Source organism: Ohtaekwangia koreensis (genome assembly GCF_900167975.1).
Taxonomy (GTDB): Bacteria; Bacteroidota; Bacteroidia; order Cytophagales; family Cyclobacteriaceae; genus Ohtaekwangia; species Ohtaekwangia koreensis.
Genome location: NZ_FUZU01000001.1, coordinates 1,125,245 through 1,146,993, shown reverse-complemented (window position 1 = coordinate 1,146,993; position 21,749 = coordinate 1,125,245). Strand labels below are relative to the sequence as shown.

Sequence of the window (21,749 nt, the reverse complement as noted above, 5' to 3'; positions counted from 1 at the left end):
CAGTCGTTGAATATAGATATATAGTCTATTCTATGTTCTATCAGGAGAGGAATATATACTAATTCACTTCCTAAACCTTAAAAATGTTCCCATCGGGAGATCTTTACCTTGCTTTGACTTCAGAAAGAATTCTCCGTATTCAGCATCGGTAGTATCAAAATGTGTTTTGGCTACATTTAGTCCTACAATAGGCGACAAACCAACGGCATACATGCTTAGTATAAAGAAGAAGTTTTTCTTCTCAAGTAGTTTGCTGCTCATCTCAATGAGTTCATTCAACTGCTCCTGCAGTGTCCACTTCTCTCCTTCTGGTCCGCGACCATAGGGCGGTGGATCCATAATTATACCATTGTATGTATTACCTCGCTTTACTTCGCGCCTTACAAATTTGAATGCATCTTCATATACCCACCGGATATCATTCAAATTATTAAGCTGCATATTTTGGTTGGCCCAGTTTATACCCGGGCGACTTGCATCGCAGTGAATCACTTCTGCTCCTGCTGTGCGGGCTACCACGGAAGCAGCCCCCGTATAGGCAAATAAATTCAGCACACGAGGCTTGGCTATATTCCACCCGGTTATCGTATCATAAATAAAATTCCAGTTATTCCCTTGCTCCGGAAAAATACCAACGTGTCCAAAATTAGTAAGCGCAAGCCGAAGTGTGAGGTTGAGGTCATTGTATTTATACAGCACATTCCAACTCTCGGGCATACCTTGTGGTCGCGACCATCCACCTTTTACATCTTCTGAAAAACGGTAATTATCTTTTTGCTCACGTACAAATTTAGCATCAGCCAATTTTTTCCATTCCTGCTCGCCAAGTGACCTGCTCCAGATAGCCTGAGGCTCAGGGCGAATCAATGTATACTTACCGAAGCGCTCGAGTTTTTCAAAATCTCCTGAATCGATCAACTCGTAGTCTTTCCAGGAAGAAGGATGTAATAGTTTCATAAAGGGCATAAAACTAAGGCTTAATGCTTAAAGCTGAAAGTAGAAAGCTGCGCTTCATACGTAAAGCTTTAAGCCGTGAGGTTAAATGCTTTTTGCTTTAGCATTCCATTGCTAGTTTTGTTGCATGCACTTTCTGATTACCAGTACGCAAAACCCGAAGATCAAAAATCTGATTGCTCTTGAAAAACCACGTGAGCGAAGAAAGCAATGTCTCTTTATCATTGAAGGAAAAAAAGAAATCGGGCTGGCACTGGAGGCCGGGTATAAAATCGGGAATCTCTTTTTCTGCGAAGACATTATCAGTATGCAGGAAGTGAAGTCTTTCGCGCAAGCAGATCAGCTGCTTATACCGGTATCGAAAGAAGTATTTGAGAAAATTGCCGTGCGCGAAGGCACGGGTGGTCTTATCGCGGTAGCAGAACAAAAGACTCATCGGCTGGATCAACTCACACTAAAAAAAAATCCATTACTCCTCATTGTTGAAGCCGTGGAAAAACCCGGTAACCTCGGAGCTCTCTTACGAACTGCTGATGCAGCCGGTGTGGATGCTGTAATTATATGCGACCCGCAGACAGATTTTTATAATCCCAATGTGATTCGATCCAGCGTAGGCTGCGTCTTTACAACCCAACTTGCCTCGGCAACTTCGGACGAAACGATCGGGTGGCTCAAGAAGAATAATGTATCTATATACTGCACATACCTCCAGGCTTCCAAGCCCTATCACCTCACAGACTTTACAAAACCAAGTGCTATCGTGATGGGCACAGAAGCAACCGGTCTCTCCGATACCTGGGTACGAAATGCTGATGCCAATATTATCATCCCTATGCAGGGAAAAATCGACTCCATGAACGTGTCCACAGCTGCTGCTGTGGTCATTTTTGAGGCTAAAAGGCAACGCGGGTTCTCGTAAGTATTTTTGCGTGTTTATACTGATAGCTACCCAAAATGCAGTAAATTCGTAGTTGAGTCGATACCCATTGATGGAGAATTTACCGCTTCCTCATAATTACATTCATGATGAAAAATTTCTAAATGCCCTGGCAGGTGCTTATCGCTTGCAGGAAGCTATCATCAATGCAACGGATCTGGCTATCATCTCTACAAATCCCGAAGGTGTCATTACAAGCTTCAATCAGGCCGCTGAAAAATTATTGGGATTTGCTTCCGAAGAAATGATCGGTAAACAAACTCCCGTGTTGTTTCATGATCCCGATGAGATTGTACTGAGAGCCAAAAAATTATCGGAAGAACTCAACGAAAATATAATGCCGGGCTTTGAAGTTTTTGCTACAAAGGCCCGCATGCGAAAAACAACCGACTACCAGGAGTGGACCTATATTAACAAAAACGGCAACCGTTTTCCAGTGTTGCTTTCTATATCTTGTTTACGCGATGATAAAGATGTGCTTATCGGATATGCGGGTATCGCCACAGATATAACAGAGCAAAAAAAGATAGAAGCGAAAATCCGTTCATCTGAGATGCATTTACAAGCGCTTCTCAATTCAATTGACGATATCGTATTTGAAGTTAACCGTCATGGAATTTTCACAAACCTTTGGACCAGGCGTGATGATCTGCTGTTGATGGAGAGACGTGAAAATTATATAGGGCTCACATTGACAGAAGTCTTGCCTGAATCATTGGCGCTTCTATACCAGGAGACGATCGCAACGGTTTTTAAAACGAAGACTTCTCAATATATAGAGTATGCATTGCCATCATCAGAGCGGTGGAGTGCTGCAAAGATTTCGTTTATAGATCATGAGCAGGTAATTATACTCGTACGCGACATTACGCATCAGAAACAAACTGAATTTTTACTTCGCGAGAGTGAAAAAAAATTCAGGTTGGTGGCGGAGAATATGCCGGGTGCAATTTACCTGTGCCGTAATGACGAAAACTATCCGATGGTTTACCTGAATGAAAAGGTAAAGGATATCACAGGCTTTGCGGCTGAGGACTTTATAGCCGAAAAAGTTAGTTTCATAAATCTATACCATCCAGACGATGTACACTATATCTTCAAAACGATCAACGAATCGTTAGCAGATCAAAAAAGCTTCGAGCTCGAATACAGAATTATTCATCGTTCGGGAGAAGTCCGGTGGATCAAAGAAGTTGGAGCCGGAATTTTTGAAGATCAAAAACTGGTAATGATCGAAGGTGTTATTACCGATATTACAATTCAAAAGAAAGCAGAGATAGAACTTCAAAAAGTAGCAGAAGAAAATTACAGGCTGTTCAACAACGCTGTAAACTTGAGTGCTATAGCAACGTTCGATGGATATTTCAAGAAAGTAAATCCGGCATGGACACACCTGCTGGGATGGTCTGAGGAAGAATTAAAGTCAACGCCCTTTTCTGAATTCATTCATCCCGATGATCTGGCCAGTACAGAACACGCGGTAAAGTATATAACTACTGGCAATAATCTTTCAACGTTCGAAAATCGTTACCGATGCAAGGATGGTTCATACCGTTGGTTGCTCTGGGGATCGGGCAGTGATTCCAAGAATAAATTTATATATGCATCCGCGATTGATATTACTGAGCGTAAAAAATCCGAAGAGGAATTATTACTCTCAAAACAAAACCTGGAAACCATAGCGCTTCACTTGCAGGAACAAAATCGACAGTTGGATGAATTCGCGCACATCATCTCTCATAACCTGCGTTCTCCGGTAGGGAATATAAAAGCGCTTATAAATTTCGTAAACGAAAAAAGTACGATTGACGACTATAAGATCATTTTCGACAAAATAAAAAATGTCGCCAGCAATCTCGGTGAAACCATGAATGAACTCATGGAGACACTGAAGGTGAAGAATGACAGGGAAATAGAAAAAACAGAAATTCGTTTTAAAGATATACTCGACAAAATTATACAGTCGCTCGAAGGTGAGTTGATTCAATGCACGGCAGACATCACGTATGACTTCAACCATGCGCCAAGAATATATTATCCGAAAACATATCTTGAAAGTATACTTCAAAATTTGTTATCAAACGCAGTGAAGTACCGCGCTACAAACCGGCACCTGCGCCTCCATATATCCTCCGCTATCGTCAATGAAAAAACAGAACTACGCGTGAGCGACAATGGACTGGGCATTGACCTGGAAAGGTTCGGAGAAAAACTCTTTGGACTCCATAAAACATTTCATGATAATAAAGAAGCGCGTGGTGTTGGTCTGTTTTTAACAAAGACACAGGTTGAAGCGATGGGTGGTTCCATTACCGTTGAAAGTGAAGTTGATAAAGGAACTACATTTACGATCACTTTCTGAAGTAACCAGATCGTTTCCTTTTGCATGTTTATACGTTGATTTATTCAATCGATATTTACAGTATATTCGTTTTTTCACCACGTTATTATGAGTACCATTACACTTGAATCTCCGGCAGCGAACGATGCTTCTTCAGCATCAGTCGCCAAAAGCTCTGTCCCATTCTATCTATATGCTACGGTGCTTTCGTCCCTGAGCATTATTATAGGTTTAATCTGGGATATATCCTGGCACATGAGCATTGGCCGTGACGGCTTGTTCTCTGCGCCTCACCTCGCTATATATCTGGGCGGTGTTACAGCCGGTATATTTTCAGGATACCGCGTATTGAAAATCACATTCGCAGGATCGCCCTTTGAACGCGGCAAGGCTATAAAGTTCTGGGGTATATTTTATGGATCGCTGGGCAACCTGTTTTGCATCTGGGGCGCTATAGCAATGCTTACCTCCGCTCCTTTCGATGACTGGTGGCACAACACCTATGGACTGGATGTAACGATCCTATCGCCTCCTCACACGGTGCTCTTGCTCGGTATGATTACGATACAATTCGGAGCGATCATCAGCGTGCTTGCCTATCAGAATCTGAATACCGAACATGTCCAACAAGATAACATTACGCACAAAGGCTTTACGATACTCTTTGCATTATCGGGCGGTTTTGTACTCACGATGATCTTTACCATTGGGTCCGAATATCTTTCGCGCCACGATATGCATGGCGTACTTTTCTACAAGGTAGCATCTATACTCTTCCCGTTGTTCCTGGTGGCTTTCTCAGTTGCAGCCAAATCGAAATGGGGCGCTACACAATCGGCCGTGGTATATACTATATTGCTAATGGTGATGAACTGGATTCTCCCTTTGTTCCCTGCAACGCCACGGCTAGGGCCTGTTCTGAATCCGATCACTTCTTTTCAACCCTTCGAATTTCCACTTCTCATTTTAATACCAGCAATCGTAATCGACCTGATCACGCACCGAATGCAACACCTAAACCGGTGGCTTCGCGTGCTGCTCTATGGCGTTAGCTTCCTTGTTATTTTCGCTGCTGCGCAATGGCCATTCGCCAACGTTCTGATGGCATCGGAAGGCCACTGGTTCTTTGGCACATCGAAATGGTATTTCGGTACAGACCCTACCTGGGTATACCGTTATGCTTTTGGTGACTGGATGGTCTCTACAGGACTCGACCTTGTAAAAGGCTTAGCCATTGCGTTGCTCATTGCTATACTCTCTTCCCATATAGGTTTATCGTGGGGAAACTGGATGAAAAAAATTATGCGTTAACATCTATACCCGGTCATGAAAAAAATTCTCTTTGTTATACTATTAAGTTGTCTGCCCTCTCTTATCGATGCTCATATAGGCAGTCCGGGGGTAACCTTCGAAGGAAAAGCAGGTGCTTATCCGGTAATGATACTCATCACTCCTCCAGATGTAATTCCGGGCACGGCTACTATTGATATATATACCCAGACTACCGGTATACAATTTATTGGTGGTAAACCGGTCTATTGGTTTGCAGGAGATGAAGGCACTCCAACAGCAGATGAAATTCTTCCGGTAGAAGGTGAGCCTGGCCACTTTCGTGGGATCGTCTGGCTCATGAGTGCCGGTACATCTGGCATCGAAATAGAAATCAATGGCAATACGGGAAATGGAAAAGTGATCGTACCCGTAATGGCAGTGTCAACAGCTCAAAAAGAAATGCCCGCTTCACTGGGATGGCTCTTGCTGGGCTTATGTACACTATTGGTTATACTGATGATCACAATCATTGGCGCGAGTGTCAGTGATGGACTGGTTAAGCCTGCGGAAAGTATATCTCAAAAAGTTGTACGGAAGCGCTGGGTTGGTGTGGGTATAAGTACTGTTCTGTTGATCCTGATTCTATGGGGCGGAAAGAACTGGTGGGACAGCTGGTCTAACCGCTATAAACGATTTACCTATAAACCACTTCGGGCAACTTCGCTGATAAACTATACGCCACAAAAAACTACGCTTGAATTCAAGATTGACACCACGAAGCTTCCTACGCTATACTATACGCGCAGATTATCGTATGTTATGCCTGACCATGGTAAATTGATGCACATGTTCCTGGTGCGTGCCGGAAGTATGGATGTATTCGCGCATCTCCATCCACAGCGAAAAGACTCTGCTACCTATATAACGGAACTGCCTCCTCTTCCACAAGGGAAATACCTGGTATTTGCAGACATCACGCGTCTCACAGGCTTCTCAGAAACTATACCCGATACAATCGAGATCGAATCGCCATCACCAATGGTTTTGACTTCTCTTGATACCTCCGTCTTGAACCGCGATGATACTTACTTCAGCACGAATCCGGTTATGAAAGAATCGGATAATCCATCACTAACCGACAATATAGTTGTATGTGGAAAGCCCGGTATAAAAACAACTTTACCCGATGGGTCAACCGCGATCTGGGAACATCAGCCAAACACTTCATTTTCCGCAGGCAAACTATATGAGTTAACGTTTACCATTCAGGATGAGCACGGGAAACCCGCTATACTGGAGCCGTATTTAGGAATGCAAGGCCACGCGGTTGTTATGAAAGATGATGGCAGCACCTATATTCACTTGCATCCAGTAGGAAATTACTCCATGGCGTCTCAACAAACTATAGTAACACGTTTTGAAAAAGAGACAGGCCCGGTACAATGGGAAAAGATATCCAGACCGGAAGTATTTATGGATAGTATAGATCAGGTAATAGCAGCACTTGATGGTATGAGTGAAGAGGAAAGAAATAAAACGCTGATGGGAACAATGTATCATGCCGCGGAAGACACTACGCACATGGAGCATACCACAGTAAAATTTCCATACGCGTTTCCATCGGCCGGTAATTATCGTATTTGGATACAAATGAAACGCAACGGTAAAATATTGAATAGTGCCTTTGACGCGATTGTAGAATAAAAAATGCGCTACGATTTGAAAAATATATAGTAATTATCCTGCTATATATTACAAACCGTAGCGCATTACTCAATGCTATTCTTTATTCGTCTCGTAATGCTTTTACTGGATTTGCAGACGCTGCACGAAGAACGTGATACCCAACCGTGATGAGTGTGATAGCAAAGGCTAATAAAGCGGATGCCATAAATGTGAGCCACTCACCTGCCAGCTCTATCCGGTAAGCAAATTTCTGAAGCCAGCTGTTGGTAAAGTACCACGCCATTGGGAAAGCGATGATCATACCGATGCCGACAAGCAGGAAAAACTCCTTCGACACCAACACGACTAAACTATTTACACTGGCGCCTATAACTTTCCGTACACCAATTTCTTTATAACGTTGTTGCGTTGTAAAGGCAGCAAGTCCTAACAGCCCAAGACAAGCAATGGTAATTGTCAGCGCTGAGAAAGCAGTAAAGATCTGACTTCTCTTTTCGTCTGATTTATACTGTGAGTTAAAATCTTGATCCAGGAACTGATATTCAAACGGAAGACCAGGATTTACTTCGCGCCATATACTCTCAATGGAGGCCAATGATTCCTTCACATCGCCTTCTTTTGTTTTTACAAACAGGTAGCCATTGCGTGTGCTTAATAAAATCATCAGGGGTTCAATCGCATCATACAATGAATTCTGGTTATAGTCTTTCACAACGCCTACAACTCTTTTTTCAATATCGGTATTGTTGGGTCCATTGCCTTTGAAAACAAATTTCTTACCAATCGGATCTTTCCATGCCATGCGTCTTACCATCGCTTCGTTTACCAATACCGCATACGTTGTATCCGAAACTATATCTCTGGAAAAATCACGTCCCTGAACAATCGTCATGCCCAACGTTTTTACATAATCAAAATCAGCACCATATAGATCCACACCACGCTCGGAGAGCTTGCCCTCATTATCCTCTACCTGCAGTAATAACTTTCCTATACCTTGTCCGGGAGAAGAATTAGCAGTTCCGGCCCAAGCAACACCATTGGCTTGTCGCATACGTTCCGCCAACACGGGGGCTTTCCTTTCCTGCTCTTCACTTGAAAGTGCAACGCGCACTACACGTTCTTTACTAAAACCAAGATCTTTATTCCGCATATACTGTAACTGATCAAACACGACCAGTGTACTAATCAACATAAAAATCGAAATTGAGAACTGCACCACTACCAATGATTTCCGGAAGAAAGCGTTACCGCCTTTTGCTGAGAGCTTTCCTTTCAGAACATTAACCGGATTAAAACCTGATAAGTAAAAAGCCGGGTAGCTTCCACCGATCACACCTACAAAAATTACAATGCCCAGTAAAGTCAATATAACCGGAGCCTGCAACACATATCCAAACGGAAGTTGCTTATTGGACAGTTCATTGAAGGCCGGCAGCAAAGCATAGATCAGAATAAGACTCGTCACAAGGGCAATCAATGCGATTACCACGGACTCTGTAATAAACTGTGCGATCAACTGTGTTCGTTGGGAGCCCATTACTTTACGAATGCCTACTTCTTTTGCACGATTTGTAGAACGAGCCGTTGCGAGATTCATATAGTTGATCGATGCAATAACGAGCATGAGCACAGCGACTGCACCGAAGATATAGATATAGGATATATCCCCGCCTTCTTCGGCTTCATCCTGAATTTTCGAGTATAAATGAATATCCGTGATACGTTGAAGTTCGTATTTGATGGTGATGCTATACTGCGCAAATATTGGATCTACCTTTTCTTTAATAATCTTATTCAGACTGGCATACATCTTATCGAGATTATAACCTTCAGGGAGTTGTATATAGGTATATACTCCAAAATTTCCCCAGCTGGGGTTTTGCTGCGGTCGTGTACTCTTGGAAATCAGCGCATCGAAAATAAAATGAGAGTTTAAGGGAACATCTTCCAGTACGGCCGTCACCTTAAATGTTTCGCCCTGTTGGTTCTGAAATGACTGTCCCACGGCATTATCAGTCGCGAAATATTTTTGAGCAATTTTCTTCGTCAGTACAATAGAGAACGGCTCATCCAATGCTGTATTGGCATCGCCTGACAAAACCTTGTAACTGAACATATCAAAGGTTGTGGAGTCTGCTAGAAAAAAGCGCTCTTCATAAAATTCCTTATCACCATTTTTATAAAGATTTCGCCCTGTACCAAAAAAGCGAACAGCATTTTTTACTTCCGGATAATTATCGCGCAATTCATCTGCTAGCGGTATCTGTGCTACGGCCCACGTAAATGCGTTATCGGGTTCTTTGATATTGGATATAACCCTATAAATATTTGGAGCGTTGGTGTGGTAGCGATCATAACTCAACTCGTCCAGAATATACAGCAGTAAGAACATGCTGCAGGTTATACCGATGGTGAGGCCGAGGATATTAATGGCGCTATACGATTTATCCTTTCGGATATTACGCAGGGCAATGGTAAACAGGTTTTTCAGCATAGGCTTGAGATAAATATATACTACTCCGATGATATGTACTCCTGAAAAGTTCTAACGGAATACCAGGCCGAATGTTAGTATTGTTTGAATGTTGTCTTGTTACCACGCCTGAAATTTCCAGGCATGTAAACTACCATTCGCTCCACTCCGAAGCAATCCCTTTACCTTCGCCATATTTCTCAGGATTTAACCCAGCGGCTATCGCGATCTGATCGAAGAGTGCATAGAGATGTTTACTTTCGCTGGTCTCAATTAAACTACCATCATTTTCCTCGTTGAGAATATTCAGTAATTCGACCGCCTCTTCAAATAATCCTATCTTCTCTTCTTCCGGGGCTGTTTCTTCGAGGCTTATTAACTTCTCAATCAGATTATCCAGAATAATCTTTGCACGATCACAATTTTCATCGGTATATTGATCGAGTCCGCTGTTATAGGCTTCATACCATTCATCGAACGGATAATTTATTTTGGTGCCTTCGAGTTTCTCTGAGTACGTCATTTTTTCAAATTGCAAAAGGTAATAAAATCAAAATTTTCATTTGATCAAATCTCATAAACGTTATACTTCTTAAGAAAGTATAATATCACCTGGAGCGCTGCATCTAACAATGACATATCCTATAAAAACAAAAAAAGCCACTATGGATAAGCGGCTTAATGACAAATACACAGGGCATTCTAAACTGATGTATACAAATTGGTGACATTATCTTGAGCCTACCACCATTTGTAAATTCATTCAATCAACAGGCTCCCACAATTCGATTTTATTGCCTTCAGGATCCAGGATCCATCCAAACTTCCCATAGGGGAATTCTTGCATTTCACCTATAACTGTTACACCTTCTTCTTTTAAAACCCTTAAAAGCTCGGCTAGATTTTCAACACGATAGTTGAACATATAGGGTTTATCGCTTGGTGAAAAATAAGTAGTATCATTTTTAAATGGGCTCCAGATAGTTTGTGCCGGTTCTTTTGCCTCCGGCTTTTCAATGTCTGTCCACTTAAACACCTCTTGTATACCCAAATGTGCGGCATACCACTCTTTCATCTTCTTTGGATCTTCCGACTTAAAAAAGATTCCCCCAATTCCTGTTACTCTTTTCATATGTATAGTTTAAATGGTTAAGATGGATTAGCTGACAGAAACTTCTTATTGCGCAGCAGTGCTGCGCTTATAAGAGTAATGAGGAGACCTACTGGTAAAATTTCAACAAGCGTGACACCAAACCGTACGATTGGATTCTTATACTGTTCGTTAAATTTTTCCATTTCCGTTCGCATCTCTATAATTTCTGCTTCGCTCGCACCTTCTTCTTTCATTTTTGCCAGGTAGTGTTGGGTATACTTATCCATGAAGTCGGATGCCGCTATATTATAATAGACCTCCCACGAAAGTGCATAGACCACAGACGCAATCAGTGCTATCAATATGCCCACTTTAAATGCCTGTCCAAAACTTATAGAGCCTTTTAAATACTGATCCCGGTAGGACTTTATTCCGACAAACACCAACGACAGTGCCACCACCATTGAGGTGTACCCAACGACTGTACCGTTCTCATAATTTAAAATTCCTTTCTCTAACAAAGGCTGCGTAATGACTAGCATGGCTGAAACAATCACTCCAGCAATGAGTCCGTTGATAATAACTATTCTTTTCATAAGCGTTTAATTTTCATCAAATCAATACCTAAGCAGCGAAAAACCCTTCACCCGAAAGTATGATTTGCATCTATATCCTTTGTTTCACCTGAAAGTACCAGCTTTTTTAATTATCAGCGGCCTCAGATAGGATGATTACGGAAGCAACCTCAATTGCTTCGCGCGTTCTATAGCTTGCGTCCGTCTTTTAGCTTCCAGTTTTATAAAGAGATTGGAAGTATGAGTCTTAATCGTATTGAGCGACACAAAAAGTTTATCTGCAATCTCCTGGTTCGAGTGGCCTTTTGCCATCAGTTCTAACACCTCGTACTCGCGCTTACTGATTCCCTTTTGCTGCAGGATTTGTTCATCCAATTGAAAAATAGTATTGGGAGAAGATGCTGGCACTGATATGGTGATTACTTTTTTGCGTGTGAGTTTCAATCCCAGCCAGATGCCTACCGTTGTGAAGAGTATAGCGATTACCCCTAAATAAAACTCAAGCGACAAGTCGCGAACAATGTAACGGTACTCTAAAAACTTCAACAGAAATACCAGGATTGCCAACGCCAACCCATACCAGATGATAATCCTTTTCACGTTTGCTAAAATACTGAATTGCATGGATTGACAAATGTTGCTGGGAAGAAAATCGGATCGGTGCTTGGAAGGATACTTCACAATACCGCCATCGCTCACAACTATATATTACCACTATTCACAACCTGCAGGCTATCCTGCCCATCCATCCCGATCAAGGCTTCGATACTGAATCGCTTCGGCTAAATGCTCAACCTTGATTTCTTCGGAGGCAGCAAGATCAGCCACTGTGCGTGATACTTTTAGAATTCTGTCGTATGCACGTGCAGAAAGCCCGAGACGTTCCATCGCAGTTTTCAATAATGCTTTACCGGCTTCGTTCACAGCACATACTTCTTTTACCATGTTGGATGGCATCATCGCATTGCAGTATATATACTCCTGTTGCTTGAAACGGTTTGCCTGTATATTTCTTGCCTGCACTACGCGTTCACGTATCTCATCACTCGTTTCAGTTTTTCGGTTTGCTGTCATTTCGTCAAAACTTACAGGCACTACTTCTACATGCAAATCGATGCGATCTAACAACGGGCCGCTGATCTTACTTAAGTAACGGTGTACAATGCCGGGGCCACACACGCATTCTTTTTCGGGGTGATTGAAGTAGCCACACGGACAAGGGTTCATGCTCGCGACTAGCATAAAGTTGGCAGGGTAATCTATAGATACTTTCGCACGTGATATAGTCACTCTTCTCTCCTCCATCGGCTGGCGCATAACTTCAAGAACGGTACGTTTGAATTCAGGAAGTTCATCGAGAAATAAAACACCATTGTTGGAGAGTGATATCTCTCCCGGCTGCGGATTTCCTCCGCCACCAACCAATGCTACATCTGAAATTGTATGATGTGGACTTCGAAACGGACGCGCGGTTATCAGCGCAGCATCGCGACCAAGCTTACCGGCAACTGAATGTATCTTCGTTGTTTCAAGTGCTTCATTCAATGTCAACGGAGGAAGTATAGTAGGCAAACGCTTTGCTAACATTGTTTTACCCGCACCGGGTGGTCCGATCATGATCACGTTGTGCCCACCGGCAGCAGCAATCTCAAGAGCACGCTTAATATTTTCTTGTCCCTGTACATCTTTAAAATCAGTATCGTAATGATTGACCTTTGATGCAAACACTTCGCGTGTATCGACATATACCGGTTCGATGGAAATTTTACCTTCCAGAAAATCAACAGCTTCTTTTAATGTATTTACGGGAAGAATTTCCAGGTCATTTACAATGGCGGCTTCACGTGCATTGTCCGCTGGGAGTATAAATCCTTTGAATTTTTCTTTGCGTGCCTGAATGGCAATGGGTAATACACCTTTAATCGGACGAAGTTTTCCATCCAGCGCAAGCTCGCCCATAATTATATACTCACCGAGCTTTTCCGTTGTAATCTGCGCAGAAGCTTTGAGTATACATACTGCTATAGAGAGATCGTACGCAGAGCCTTCTTTCCGAATATCAGCCGGTGCAAGATTGACAACGGTTTTATTACGCGGCATAAAATACGATGCGCTTTTCAGAGCAGATTCTATACGATGCTGACTTTCTTTTATAGCATTATCCGGAAGTCCGCTCATAAAGAAACGTACTCCTTGTCCAACACTTACTTCAACCATAATGGTGCGTGCATCCACACCGTGTACTGCTCCGCCAAATGTTTTAGCAACCATGGCGAAGAGAATTAAGTAAGATTAGTGCTGAGAAGGTGTCTGCGGAGTTTGCCGTGCTGCTTCCTGAAGATCGAAAAGTTTTGCTTTGAGCATGTTGAGCTCGTGTGTGAGGGCTTCTTTTTCTTTTTTTGAATCGCGATTGATAATCCATGACCAAGTAACGTCTGCTAATAAAAGAATTAATCCAAACAACGTAATCCACTTAAACGAAGGGACCCAGCTTACCATGCTGAAAAGAAGGTTTGTGTTATTATCCAAGGCAACAGTGAAAATGAAGGCTCCTAAATGAAAGGCTGCAAATACAATGTAAAAGATAATTCTGTTCTTACTCATGTGAGTCACCGTTAAGTCGTAACGTACTGTTATACTGTTGTCCTACTAAAGGTAAATGATTTTTCTGAAATTCGTTATACGCGCTGTATATCTTTCAACTTTCTGTAAAGACCATCGCGCTGAATCAGTTCATCATGACGCCCGCGTTCCAGTATCTGACCGTTTTGAATGACGATGATCTCGTCTGCGTGTTGTATTGTACTGAGACGATGCGCTATGACTATAGACGTACGGTTCTGCATCAACTTATTCAAGGCATCCTGTACGAGACGTTCTGATTCAGAATCAAGTGCAGACGTGGCCTCATCTAAAATCAATATCGGAGGATTCTTTAATACTGCTCGCGCAATACTTAACCGCTGACGTTGCCCTCCCGATAACTTAGAGCCACGTTCACCAATCAATGTCTGATACCCATTCTCGGTTTGCATGATGAACTCATGTGCATTCGCAATTTTCGCTGCATTGATAACATCTTCCTCTAGCATGTTCTCCATACCAAAGGCAATGTTATTAAAGATAGTATCATTAAAGAGTATAGATTCCTGTGTCACTACGCCCATTTGTTTTCGCAGCGATTCAAGTTCATAATCTTTCAATGAAATTCCATCCAGCAATACCTCTCCTTCAGTAGGATCATAAAATCTCGGAACAAGATCGGCTAATGTAGATTTCCCTCCTCCCGAAGGTCCAACCAATGCTATTGTTTTTCCTTTCTCAATGGTGAGATTAACATTTTTAAGAACTCGTTCCGTATCATACGCGAAGCTGACATTTTTGAATTCGATCTTCGTAGTAAAAGTCTCAATGTGAATGGCATCCGGTTTATTCTGAATAGCAGATGGTGTATCAACCGTTGTGAATATACGTTGCGCTGAAACAATACCTTTCTGGAGTGAAGTTATTCCATTGGAGAAGTTCTTCGCAGGCTGTATCATCGAAGCATAAAAAGTAAGAAACAGAATAAACGCAGAAGGGGTTAGCTCATCACTGCCTGATAACACCCATTGCCCGCCATAGTAAAGTATAAATGCTACTACGACTACACCCAAAAACTCTGAGAGCGGTGAAGCAAGTTCGTTCTTCCGTGATATAGATAAGTTTACCTTACGGTGAAAAGAGGTTTCATCTTTAATTTTATTTAACAAGAAGTTGCGTGCGTTAAAGGCGTTGATAACGCGCATACCACTGAATGTTTCATCCAGTATATTAACAATACGTCCCATCGTCTCCTGACTCTGTACGGCTCTTTTCTTTAACTGCTTAATAATAGTAGAGATAACACCACCGGTCAATGGCAAAACAACCAGTGTAAAGAGTGTTAACTTAAAAGATATACTAAAGAGAACACCTATATAAATGATTAGCGTAATGGGTTCTTTAATTGCCTTAAAAGCATTTACAACGGTGTTCTCCATTTCACCAACATCGTTGGTGAATCTTGAGATAAGATCTCCTTTGCGTTGATCGTTGAAGAAACCAATATGAAGAAGTGATACTTTTTCGAAAATATGTACGCGTATATTTCGAACAACATCTGCCTTTACACGAGACGCTACCATGCGCTCCATATACCTGAAAAGGTTTGACAGGAAAACAAATCCCACAATAAAAAGACAGACGTACATCAATGTAGTTTGTGGACCTTGTTCCTTAATGACATCGGAGAAATAATACATGATCGCTTGCCTGCCGTAGTCAATGGAAAGGGAAAATTCCGGCAATTGCTTTACGGCAACATTTACCTTCTGAATAAATAATATATCCAGCATAGGTTGAAGCAATCCGAGATATACTGCGCTGAAGACGGAAGCCAGTGTAGAGTATATCAGAAATTTAGCAAGCTGCGAACGTATACCGGGTGCATATCGAAGAATGCGAAAGAATATTTTCATTTTTTAATTATAAGTAAGTATTGAAGTGTGCTTATACAAGCCTGCATCTGATATCATTATCCATTGCACACTTCATGTTTTTAAAATTCGTAAAGCCGTTGCGGAATATTCCATCGCAAAGCTACGGAAGTTATTGATGTGTTATTGTTGTAAAATTTAAGCACACTATCACTCTTTCTTACAACGACATTAAAATCAATAAATACATTGTGTTTGAAATGCCATGAGGCTGAAAAACTTCCGTAGACGATATCATTTTTAAAACCTTGACCGATTTTGTTACCAAAATTCTGTTCACGTTGTGTATTAGGTTTTAACAGATCACTCCCCCAATCGTACTTCGGTGACTGTGCTGTTGATGATCCCCAATCATAATCGGTAGAGTCACGGCCGACACTCATAACAAAAAGCTTGGCTGTGATATTTAAACGCGGTACTGGCTGATACCGAATCATACCAATCGCTTCGTTGAAATTCGCTCCCAGCGGGTGGGCTATGGGTTGCTGGTAATGAGTATAGTTAGCATACTGTGTGTTATGGGAATACGTAAACGGCCGGGCGAGATTTATCTCTCCTTGCAAATCCAGGTTAGGCACGCCAAAAGCATCTATATATTTACCACCTGCCTGCACGGCAAATTTGTTTGCCCACCAACCATTGCCTGCTTTAATATTATCCAGCACAAATTCGTCCAATACAAACTGACCATAGAACGATAATTTCTTAACAGCATTCCATTTGAAATCCATACCCAGAATAACATTATCACTACTTCCGTTTTGTTGTTCTATAGCGCGGAAGAAAATGATCGGATTCAGATATGCCCATTCAAATTTACCTGCACCTGTTGTATCATCCGGACTAAAAATTACGGACTCGAAGAGGCCTATATTTAGCTTCTTCCCTATATTAAGACTGAGGTGGTGGAACGTTACAAACTTATCAGGATAACCTTTATTCATCGAGCGACTACCTCCTAACGATGCATTTACATCGGCAGTCATTTCACTGATTGAATATGTATAGTTGAGTTTCCATACCTTTATGTTAGCCTTGAAGAATGAAGCGGGCGCAGCGTTATCGGAAAAGATAAGCGAGCGCATACCGTTACCAATAAAGAAGCGATCGTATCCCATCTGAAGACTTATACTCTTGGTAGCATCCACAGTTATATAGCCGCGCGCCTGAAGAAAGTCAACGCCTTTACCTGTTTTATATTCTTTCCAGAAACCTTCATGCGGTATCACGGGATTCAATGCCATCTGTTCCCATACATACGAAGGAAGTATCATTTGATTATCCGTGAGGTAAGTATAAAATCCAACCTTGCGATCAATCATACCACGCACTTCAACGCCACGTGTGTTAATGAAGAGACGATCATCTCTTCGCGAATCTTTCCCTAACCCAAGGTATAGCACCGGGTTTACATGCAAATCAAAATCGGGAGCATCCACATGAAAGAAATCTGATTTCTTCCGATAAAATCTCTTTAGAAAAGGACGCTTGCTATCACTGGTCTCGGCACGCGACCACTCCCAGCTATCATTTCTCAGATAATCATAATTGAATTTATCAGCCCTTGATTGAAATCCCTCTAAAGCATTTACAGTATCCACAAAGTCAATAATCGCTGAACGTTTATACGGTTTTACAGACGTAAAGAACTGAGGAAGTATTTTACCGGCCTTTACTTCGTACCGATCGATCCAGTAATAATAATCTTCATTCAGCGGAGCATAGGAACTCTGGGCCTGCGAGGAAATTGTGAAGACAGAAAATAAAAGCAGCAGTAAAATTATTCGCATAGGGCAATTATAATTGCGCAAGATAAATCTTCTGATTTGATAGCAACGGTTTGGGATTCATTAAAATGCTTTGGCTCTATTTAAAATGCATTTCTTTGCTGAAATTTTAAAGATCCGAGTTTCGTCCGAACCCGTATTCATGACGAAGAAAATGCATAAAATCGCATCCGTAAATCCATTCTGCCAGGCGATGAAACGAATTTTATAAGCACCGCTTGTAAATAAAAAAGCAGTGCTTATCTTTGCAGTCCTTTTAGAGGAATAACGCAAGAATTTATATGAAAAAAGGCATTCATCCAGAGTACAAAGACGTGGTTTTCTGGGATACATCCAGCGATCATAAGTTTCTTACCAGATCTACTCAGGCTCCTAAGGAGACCATTAAGTGGGAAGACGGTAAAGAATACCCCGTAATCAAAGTCGAAGTAAGCTCTGCTTCGCATCCTTTCTTCACTGGCAAAAAGCTGTTCATGGATACAGCCGGACGCGTGGAGAAATTCAAAAACAAGTATCAGAAGAAAGCATAATAACTTCTTCTTTTTAATGGAGAGAGAAGAAAAGCCCTTGGAGACAAGGGCTTTTTTTATTGTCCGATATTTTTAAAACCTAAAGGGGGTAGTCAATCTACTTCTCTTTTTTCTTGTTCAGCTTTTAAGTAAAGCCTTACCGATACATTTATAAAAAATATTCGAAAATGTGCCCGCGCACAGCGAAACGCACATTTTTCATTCATTGCAGCATAGGTTTCGAATCCTATTTTTGAGAGATGAATGTTATTTTGTTTGATGATCCTGTTATTCGCACAGCACTTTTTCCTTTCACGTACACCCGGCCAGTAGCGGATATCCGCGTAGGAATCTTAACAATCCGCGAGAAATGGGAACGGTGGCTAAACACCAAAGCCTCTTTCAAGACGGATGGATATCTGCAAAAGAAATTTCAGGTACACTCTACAAAAGATAATCTGCTGATCAACGGAGCAATTTGTCCCGATGAAAATTTAGCAGCCACGGTAAGGGCATTGCCGCCTCATTACTTTCTTACAAAAGATTCATTGTTGATTGCAGCATCACAACCAAAGGGTGAGATGAGTGCTTCCAATACCATTGAATATACTCATCCGCTCACGATCATCGACAAGTCGTGGAAGATCTTCAAAGAGAACGCAGCGCAGTTAAAAATCGATTTTAAATTGATTACGTCCGAAAGAAAATCCGCGGTCATTGACGATAAGCACACAATAGTATATGGCGCCCCTGAAGATATATTTATTGAAGAAGGAGTATATATACGATCGGCTATACTGAATGCTGAATCAGGACCGATATACCTGGGCAAGAACAGTATCGTTCAGGAGGGAGCAATCATCCGCGGATCATTTGCCTTATGTGAAGGTGCTCATATTAACATGGGCGCAAAAATTCGTGGCGATGTAACGGTTGGTCCGTACTCGAAGGTAGGCGGAGAAGTAAGCACTTCCGTGATTTTCGGTTACAGCAATAAGGCGCACGATGGTTTTCTGGGCTGCTCTGTTCTTGGAGAATGGTGCAACCTCGGGGCCGATACAAACACATCGAATCTCAAAAACAACTACGACCATGTAAAGCTTTGGGATCATTCCTCACAAAGCTTTCAGAATACGGGGCTACAATTTTGTGGATTGATGATGGGCGATCATAGCAAATGCAGCATCAACACCATGTTTAACACGGGAACGGTAGTGGACGTTGCTTCCAATGTTTTTGGGCATGGCTTCCCTCCTAACTATATACCATCGTTTGCATGGGGTGGAGCTTCGGGTTTTGAAACGTATAAACTTCAAAAGGCGATTGAAACCGCAGAACGTGTAATGGGAAGAAGAAATGTTATCTTTTCAGATATGGATAAAGAGATTCTCTCGCATATCTTTGAGACCTCCGCGCAAAGCCGCGAGTGGGAAAAGAATTAACATGAAGTTTGCTGACATTCCAGGATTATCTGACGTAAAAAAATTACTCATTGATGCTGTAAAAGCGAATCATACAGCGCACGCTCAACTTTTTGTAGGTGCCGAAGGTGCATTGAACTTACCGCTGGCATTGGCGTATGCTACCTATCTGCATTGTGAAAATAAAGGAGACGATTCTTGCGGAACGTGTGCTGCCTGTTCTAAAAATGCAAAGTTCATTCACCCCGATACGCACTTTGTATTTCCGCTTAGCAATGTTAAAAATGATAAAGATGAGGATCGCTTTAAAGCTGAGATTCTAAAAAACTGGCGAGCATTTTTATTGGAGCAACCGTATGGAACGCTGGACGACTGGACGAACTATTACGGTGGTGAAGATAAGCTAGCACTTATATCGCGGGAAGAAAGTCGTGAGATCATTAAAACGCTTTCGCTGAAGCCATTTGAAAGTCCACATAAAGTGATGATCATCTGGCAACCCGAGCTGATGCATTCCGCAGCAGCGAACGGTATACTAAAGATACTGGAAGAACCACCACCAAAGACATATTTTATACTGGTAACAAATGCTGCCGACAGACTTTTGTCTACGATTATTTCGCGTACGCAGATCGTAACGGTTCCGTTATTACATGACGAAGAAGTACAAGCACAACTCATCGAAAAGAATAAAGTTGATGCGCGCAAAGCAGAAAAAATAGCACAGCTTTCGGAAGGAAACCTCAACCAGGCGATTAAACTTATCGATAGCGAAGAAGACGATAACACCCAACGTTTTATAGAGTGGATGCGTGCATGCTTTAAGAAAAGTTACGGCACACTCGTAACGATGGCCGATGAATATCATTCACTGGATAAGCTCAACCAGCGAAACCTGATCAGCTATAGTATAAATATGATGCGCGAGTCGTTGTTGAATTTTTCAGGAGCGAAGGACATGAATCGCACACGTGGCGATGAATTGAAATTCGTACAGGATTTCAGTAAAGTATTAACGCTGGATAAAGTTGAAAAATCATTTAAGTTATTGAACGATGCCATTTATCACCTGGAACGGAATGGCAGCGCCAAGATGATTTTCCTTGATCTCTCGTTAAAATTATCGAAGACGCTTAACCCTTAAACAGTCTGCAATGCTGTATATATACATGTATAGCGAGCTGATTTCGAACGTATATTTTCACACTAACATCAACACCAATGCCTCATTCCAAACTCATTCGCATCGGTACCCGCGGAAGCAAGCTGGCTCTTTGGCAAGCAGAATATATTGCCAGTCTGATAAAACCTTCCGGGTATTCGACCGAGATCATACCGATTGATACACGTGGTGATAAAATCCTGGATGTATCGATCGCAAAGATTGGCAGCAAAGGTGTATTCACAGAAGAGATAGAAGCAAAATTGCTGGACGGTTCTATTGATATAGCTGTACACAGCGCAAAAGATCTTTCTTCAGATATTCCCGATGAACTGGAAATCATCGCGTTCACCGAGCGCGAACTTGTTAATGATGTCGTTGTCAGCACCAACAAAAACATCAACATTACCGCTGACACGTTGAAGATTGGTACTTCGTCTACCCGTAGGGTTGCGTTCCTGAAACATTTTTATCCCAACGTTGAGGCCGTCTCCATCCGCGGAAATCTTCAGACTCGCATCTCTAAAATGCAGGCCGGAGAATGTGATGCTTTGCTGCTTGCGTACGCGGGTGTTCATCGCATGGGATACGATGATATGATCGTGGATAAGATCGCCACCAGTTATTTTGTGCCGGCCGTTGGCCAGGGAACCATTGCTATAGAATGTCATAAGAAATTACCATTCGACAAGAAGGAAATTCTTTCACGTTGGGTAAATCACCCCGCTACAGAAGTATGTCTTCATGCAGAGCGTGCATTCCTGAAAACATTGCATGGTGGTTGCAGCATTCCTTCTTTTGGCTATGCTCATATAGAAGGTAATTCCATTTCATTGAAGGCCGGAATTATATCGCTGGATGGCCAGCGCGTGATCAAAGTAAAACGCACTTCCTCATTTGAAGAAGTAAAGGAACTGGGAGAAACCGTTGCCAATGAAGTATTGAACATTGGCGGTGAACAGATTTTGAAAGAAATCAGACAACAACTATAAGTATATAGATATACCGAATGAATAGCT

General features: G+C 42.0%; 18 protein-coding genes. 8 read left to right on the top strand and 10 right to left on the bottom strand.

The features are described 5' to 3' along the window. Positions 1-63: 63 nt before the first annotated feature. Entirely contained in the window at positions 64-957 is an 894-nt protein-coding gene (locus B5Y40_RS04995; protein WP_079687085.1) for a class I SAM-dependent methyltransferase, read from the bottom strand. A 124-nt stretch (positions 958-1,081) separates the two neighbouring features. On the opposite strand from B5Y40_RS04995, the gene B5Y40_RS04990 reads away from it, so the two are divergent. The 4 genes from B5Y40_RS04990 (at position 1,082) to B5Y40_RS04975 (ending at position 7,208) form a co-directional block, all read left to right on the top strand. Then, complete coding sequence (locus tag B5Y40_RS04990) at positions 1,082-1,873, top strand: TrmH family RNA methyltransferase (protein WP_143785611.1); 792 nt, start codon at positions 1,082-1,084, stop codon at positions 1,871-1,873. Between the two features lie 70 nt (positions 1,874-1,943). Next, positions 1,944-4,253, top strand: a complete 2,310-nt coding sequence (locus B5Y40_RS04985) for a PAS domain-containing protein (protein ID WP_079685590.1) — start codon at positions 1,944-1,946, stop codon at positions 4,251-4,253. Positions 4,254-4,340: 87 nt separating this feature from the next. Further along, a complete protein-coding gene (locus B5Y40_RS04980; RefSeq protein ID WP_079685589.1) occupies positions 4,341-5,543 on the top strand; it encodes a hypothetical protein in 1,203 nt (400 codons plus the stop codon). Positions 5,544-5,558: 15 nt separating this feature from the next. After that, the gene (locus B5Y40_RS04975; protein WP_079685588.1) at positions 5,559-7,208 is read left to right on the top strand and encodes a hypothetical protein; all 1,650 of its coding nucleotides are present in this window, start codon (positions 5,559-5,561) and stop codon (positions 7,206-7,208) included. A gap of 82 nt (positions 7,209-7,290) precedes the next feature. Here B5Y40_RS04975 and B5Y40_RS04970 read toward each other — a convergent pair whose 3' ends face one another. From B5Y40_RS04970 to B5Y40_RS04930, 9 genes are all read right to left on the bottom strand, one after another. Beyond that, on the bottom strand, positions 7,291-9,687 hold the full coding sequence (locus tag B5Y40_RS04970) for an ABC transporter permease (RefSeq protein WP_079685587.1): 2,397 nt from the start codon (positions 9,685-9,687) through the stop codon (positions 7,291-7,293). 130 nt (positions 9,688-9,817) lie between these two features. Continuing rightward, entirely contained in the window at positions 9,818-10,189 is a 372-nt protein-coding gene (locus tag B5Y40_RS04965) for a hypothetical protein (protein WP_079685586.1), read from the bottom strand. Positions 10,190-10,429: 240 nt separating this feature from the next. Further along, positions 10,430-10,798, bottom strand: a complete 369-nt coding sequence (locus B5Y40_RS04960; protein WP_079685585.1) for a VOC family protein — start codon at positions 10,796-10,798, stop codon at positions 10,430-10,432. A gap of 17 nt (positions 10,799-10,815) precedes the next feature. After that, a complete protein-coding gene (locus B5Y40_RS04955; RefSeq protein ID WP_079685584.1) occupies positions 10,816-11,355 on the bottom strand; it encodes a DUF4199 domain-containing protein in 540 nt (179 codons plus the stop codon). Between the two features lie 135 nt (positions 11,356-11,490). Next, entirely contained in the window at positions 11,491-11,934 is a 444-nt protein-coding gene (locus tag B5Y40_RS04950; RefSeq protein ID WP_245840472.1) for a helix-turn-helix transcriptional regulator, read from the bottom strand. Between the two features lie 132 nt (positions 11,935-12,066). Further along, positions 12,067-13,605 (bottom strand): YifB family Mg chelatase-like AAA ATPase, encoded by a 1,539-nt coding sequence (locus B5Y40_RS04945; RefSeq protein WP_079685582.1) that lies wholly within the window; start codon positions 13,603-13,605, stop codon positions 12,067-12,069. A gap of 21 nt (positions 13,606-13,626) precedes the next feature. Next, the gene (locus B5Y40_RS04940) at positions 13,627-13,938 is read right to left on the bottom strand and encodes a hypothetical protein (RefSeq protein ID WP_079685581.1); all 312 of its coding nucleotides are present in this window, start codon (positions 13,936-13,938) and stop codon (positions 13,627-13,629) included. A 74-nt stretch (positions 13,939-14,012) separates the two neighbouring features. Further along, on the bottom strand, positions 14,013-15,833 hold the full coding sequence (locus tag B5Y40_RS04935) for an ABC transporter ATP-binding protein (protein WP_079685580.1): 1,821 nt from the start codon (positions 15,831-15,833) through the stop codon (positions 14,013-14,015). An 80-nt stretch (positions 15,834-15,913) separates the two neighbouring features. Beyond that, positions 15,914-17,641, bottom strand: coding sequence for a capsule assembly Wzi family protein (locus B5Y40_RS04930; protein ID WP_079685579.1), 1,728 nt, complete (start codon positions 17,639-17,641; stop codon positions 15,914-15,916). A 278-nt stretch (positions 17,642-17,919) separates the two neighbouring features. Between B5Y40_RS04930 and B5Y40_RS04925 the strand changes: the two genes are divergently transcribed. From B5Y40_RS04925 to hemC, 4 genes are all read left to right on the top strand, one after another. Next, entirely contained in the window at positions 17,920-18,168 is a 249-nt protein-coding gene (locus B5Y40_RS04925) for a type B 50S ribosomal protein L31 (protein ID WP_079685578.1), read from the top strand. A 239-nt stretch (positions 18,169-18,407) separates the two neighbouring features. Then, positions 18,408-19,589, top strand: coding sequence for a GlmU family protein (locus B5Y40_RS04920; RefSeq protein ID WP_079685577.1), 1,182 nt, complete (start codon positions 18,408-18,410; stop codon positions 19,587-19,589). A 1-nt stretch (position 19,590) separates the two neighbouring features. Beyond that, positions 19,591-20,712, top strand: coding sequence for a DNA polymerase III subunit (locus B5Y40_RS04915; RefSeq protein ID WP_079685576.1), 1,122 nt, complete (start codon positions 19,591-19,593; stop codon positions 20,710-20,712). A gap of 77 nt (positions 20,713-20,789) precedes the next feature. Next, positions 20,790-21,722, top strand: coding sequence for a hydroxymethylbilane synthase (gene hemC, locus B5Y40_RS04910; protein ID WP_079685575.1), 933 nt, complete (start codon positions 20,790-20,792; stop codon positions 21,720-21,722). Positions 21,723-21,749: the final 27 nt, after the last annotated feature.

Coding starts and splice junctions, on each gene's coding strand:
- B5Y40_RS04995 (WP_079687085.1), bottom strand. CDS start 957: ATGAAACTATTACATCCTTCTTCCTGGAAAGACTACGAGTTGATCGAT.
- B5Y40_RS04990 (WP_143785611.1), top strand. CDS start 1,082: ATGCACTTTCTGATTACCAGTACGCAAAACCCGAAGATCAAAAATCTG.
- B5Y40_RS04985 (WP_079685590.1), top strand. CDS start 1,944: ATGGAGAATTTACCGCTTCCTCATAATTACATTCATGATGAAAAATTT.
- B5Y40_RS04980 (WP_079685589.1), top strand. CDS start 4,341: ATGAGTACCATTACACTTGAATCTCCGGCAGCGAACGATGCTTCTTCA.
- B5Y40_RS04975 (WP_079685588.1), top strand. CDS start 5,559: ATGAAAAAAATTCTCTTTGTTATACTATTAAGTTGTCTGCCCTCTCTT.
- B5Y40_RS04970 (WP_079685587.1), bottom strand. CDS start 9,687: ATGCTGAAAAACCTGTTTACCATTGCCCTGCGTAATATCCGAAAGGAT.
- B5Y40_RS04965 (WP_079685586.1), bottom strand. CDS start 10,189: ATGACGTACTCAGAGAAACTCGAAGGCACCAAAATAAATTATCCGTTC.
- B5Y40_RS04960 (WP_079685585.1), bottom strand. CDS start 10,798: ATGAAAAGAGTAACAGGAATTGGGGGAATCTTTTTTAAGTCGGAAGAT.
- B5Y40_RS04955 (WP_079685584.1), bottom strand. CDS start 11,355: ATGAAAAGAATAGTTATTATCAACGGACTCATTGCTGGAGTGATTGTT.
- B5Y40_RS04945 (WP_079685582.1), bottom strand. CDS start 13,605: ATGGTTGCTAAAACATTTGGCGGAGCAGTACACGGTGTGGATGCACGC.
- B5Y40_RS04940 (WP_079685581.1), bottom strand. CDS start 13,938: ATGAGTAAGAACAGAATTATCTTTTACATTGTATTTGCAGCCTTTCAT.
- B5Y40_RS04935 (WP_079685580.1), bottom strand. CDS start 15,833: ATGAAAATATTCTTTCGCATTCTTCGATATGCACCCGGTATACGTTCG.
- B5Y40_RS04930 (WP_079685579.1), bottom strand. CDS start 17,641: ATGCGAATAATTTTACTGCTGCTTTTATTTTCTGTCTTCACAATTTCC.
- B5Y40_RS04925 (WP_079685578.1), top strand. CDS start 17,920: ATGAAAAAAGGCATTCATCCAGAGTACAAAGACGTGGTTTTCTGGGAT.
- B5Y40_RS04920 (WP_079685577.1), top strand. CDS start 18,408: ATGAATGTTATTTTGTTTGATGATCCTGTTATTCGCACAGCACTTTTT.
- B5Y40_RS04915 (WP_079685576.1), top strand. CDS start 19,591: ATGAAGTTTGCTGACATTCCAGGATTATCTGACGTAAAAAAATTACTC.
- hemC (WP_079685575.1), top strand. CDS start 20,790: ATGCCTCATTCCAAACTCATTCGCATCGGTACCCGCGGAAGCAAGCTG.